Consider the following 3219-nt stretch of genomic DNA (forward strand, 5'->3'; position numbering starts at 1 on the left):
GCGCTTCGCCGATGCCGTACGCAGCATGGACGGCCAGGGCGTCCGCCGGTTCCTCGAACTCGGCCCCGACGGCACCCTGACCGCCCTCGCCCAGGCGAGCCTGGGCGGCGAGCGCGGACTCGACGCCGACCCGCCCGTGTTCGTCCCGGTGTTGCGCAAGGACCGGCCGGAGGCGAGGTCCGTGCTCTCCGCGCTCGCCGGCCTATGCGTGTCCGGTGGCGACGTCGACTGGTCCCTGATGTTCGGCGACGGCGTGGCCGGGACCACCGAGCTGCCCACCTACGCCTTCCAGCACCAGCGGTTCTGGCCGACTGCCGCGGCCCAGCCGACCCTGAGCGGTACGGGTGGCGAGATCGACGCCCGTTTCTGGGAGGCGGTGGACCGCGAGGATCTGGAGGGGCTTGCCGGGACGCTGGATCTCGACGAGGAGGTCGTCGGAGCTGTTCTGCCCGCTCTGACCTCCTGGCGGCGGCAGAGCGTGGAACAGGCCGCCGTGGACCACCTGCGCTACCGCGTGCACTGGGCCCCGGTGCCTCGCGTCCCGCGGGATGCGACGCTGTCGGGCCGCTGGCTCGCCCTCGTACCCGAGGGGTTCCGGGACGACAGCTGGTCGCGTTCCGTCGGGGAGGCTCTGACGGCGGGCGGCGCCGAGGTCGAGTGGTGGACATGCGACCCGCGCGCTGAGCGTACGGAACTTGCAGCGCGTCTGGAGGGTGTCGGTCCGGTCGCGGGTGTGGTGTCGCTGCTGGCGTTGTCGGGGGGTTCCGGCGAGAGCGGGCTGCCGTGGGTTGTGTCGGGGTCGGTGGGGTTGGTGCAGGCGCTGGGTGATGCCGGTGTGGCGGCTCCCTTGTGGGTGGTGACGCGGGGTGCGGTGGCGGTGGGTCGTTCGGACGGTCCGGTCGACGCCGTGCAAGGAGCCGTGTGGGGCCTGGGCCGCGTGGCCGCTCTTGAGGCACCGGGTCGGTGGGGCGGCCTGATCGACCTCCCTGCCGACCTGGAAGGCGATGCCGGCCGTGCCCTGGCTGCTGTCCTCGCCGGGGTCGGTGATGAGGATCAGGTGGCGGTGCGGGCTTCGGGTGTGTTCGGCCGTCGGCTGGAGCGCGTCCCCGCCGTCGATGAGGACGTCGCGGGTTGGCGTCCTCGGGGGACGGTGTTGATCACGGGTGGTACGGGTGCGTTGGGCGCTCATGTGGCCCGCTGGGCGGCCGCCGAGGGCGCCGGCCGACTCGTGCTGGTCAGCCGCCGTGGTCCGGTGGCGCCCGGGGCTGCGGAGTTGCGGGACGAGCTCGCACAGCTGGGCGTCGACGTCGCGGTGGTCGCCTGTGATGTGGCTGATCGTGCGGCGGTGGAGGGTCTGCTGGCGGAGTATCCGGTGGATGCGGTGGTGCATGCGGCGGGTGCTGTGGTGAATGTGCCGCTGGGTGAGGTGTCGTCGGAGGATCTGGAGGCGGTCTGGGCGGCGAAGGTGCTGGGGGCTGCGCATCTGGATGCGGTCCTGAGGGAGCGCCCGGTTGATGCATTTGTGACGTTTTCGTCCATTGCTGGTGTGTGGGGCAGTGGGGGCCAGGCGGGCTATGCGGCGGCCAATGCGTTCCTGGACGCTCTGGTGGTGGCGCGTCGTGGGCGTGGGCTGACGGGGACGTCGGTGGCCTGGGGTCCGTGGGCGGAGGGTGGTATGGCCGCCGGTGCGGTGGCCGCGGAGGCGTTGCGGCGGCGTGGTCTGGTGGCGTTGGAGGCGGGCCGGGCGGTCGGCGCGCTGGCCCGGGTCGTACCCGGCGGGGACGCGGTGCAGGTCGTGGCCGATGTCGACTGGGAGCGGTTCGCCCCCGCGTACACCAGTGTCCGTCCCAGCGCGCTGCTGGCCGACCTTCCCGAAGCACGCACCGCCCTCACCACCACGGGATCGTCCGAGGAACAGGACGCCGAGCGGGGGTCCGAGCTGCGGCAGAGGCTCGGAGGGCAGGCCGCCGACGAGCGACGGCAGGCGCTGCTCGACCTGGTGCGCAGGCGTGCGGCCGAGGTGCTGGGGCACGGCGACATCGGCGTCGTGGGGTCGGGCCACGCCTTCCGGGAACTCGGCGTCGACTCCCTCACGGCCGTCGAGCTGCGCAACCGGCTCACCGCCGAGACCGGCCTCAAGCTGCCCAGCACCCTCGTCTTCGACCACCCCACGCCCCGGCACCTCGCCGTGTTCCTCGACGACGAACTGTTCGGCGAGGGGGACGCCGGCGCGGAGACCGCCCTGGTCACTGAGCTGGACCGGTTGGCCTCGACGATTTCAAGGCTTTCCCCAGATAACGGCGCCAGGTCTCTCGCGAAGGCCCGCCTGCGCAGCATGCTGGCCGAGCTGGGTGATCAGGCCGAGGGCGATTCCAAGGCCGCCGTCTCCCAGCAACTGGAGGCGGCCTCCGACGACGAGATCTTCGACTTCATCAACCAGGAGCTCGGCCGGTCCTGAGCGCCCGCTTCGCTGCAGGCTGCATCGTTCCTACCGCTACAACGTATGGGTCACATTCCAATGGCGAATGAAGACAAGCTCCGGGACTACCTCAAGTGGGTCACCGCCGACCTGGCCGAGACGCGTCGGCGGCTCCAGGAGCTGGAGTCCCAAGGGGACGAGCCCATCGCGATCGTCGGGATGAGCTGCCGGTTTCCCGGCGGGGTGCGGTCGCCCGAGGACTACTGGCAGCTCTTGGCGGACGGCGCGGACGCGATCTCCGAATGGCCCACGGACCGAGGGTGGGACACCGAGGCGCTCTTCGACCCGGACTCCCGCCGCCTGGACGGCAGTTACGCCCGCGAGGGCGGGTTCGTCCACGACGCGGGCGACTTCGACGCGGGGTTCTTCGGGATCTCGCCGCGCGAAGCACTGGCCATGGACCCGCAGCAGCGGCTCCTGCTGGAGGCGTCGTGGGAGGCGTTCGAGCACGCCGGAATCGACCCGGAGTCGGCACGGGGCGGTCGCGCCGGCGTCTTCGTCGGGTGCAGCAACCAGGACTACGGATCCGGGCTGCGCGAGATCCCCGACGACGTACGCGGCCACCTGCTGACCGGCAACTCCACCTCCGTGGTCTCCGGTCGCGTCTCGTACCTGCTGGGCCTCGAAGGTCCTGCGGTGACGGTGGACACGGCGTGTTCGTCGTCGTTGGTGGCGTTGCATCTGGCGGTGCAGGCGTTGCGTAGCGGTGAGTGTGATGTGGCGTTGGCCGGTGGTGTGAC

At 71.5% G+C, this 3219-nt stretch carries 2 protein-coding genes; both read left to right on the top strand.

Annotation, left to right across the window (positions count from 1 at the left end; translation table 11 throughout):
- On the top strand, positions 1-2458 hold a 2458-nt coding region (locus ABZ822_RS32505), incomplete at its 5' end, for an SDR family NAD(P)-dependent oxidoreductase (RefSeq protein WP_360862064.1).
- Positions 2459-2518: 60 nt separating this feature from the next.
- On the top strand, positions 2519-3219 hold a 701-nt coding region (locus ABZ822_RS32510), incomplete at its 3' end, for a beta-ketoacyl synthase N-terminal-like domain-containing protein (protein ID WP_360862066.1).

Source organism: Streptomyces sp. NPDC047108 (genome assembly GCF_040643575.1).
In the GTDB taxonomy this organism is placed as follows: domain Bacteria; phylum Actinomycetota; class Actinomycetes; order Streptomycetales; family Streptomycetaceae; genus Streptomyces.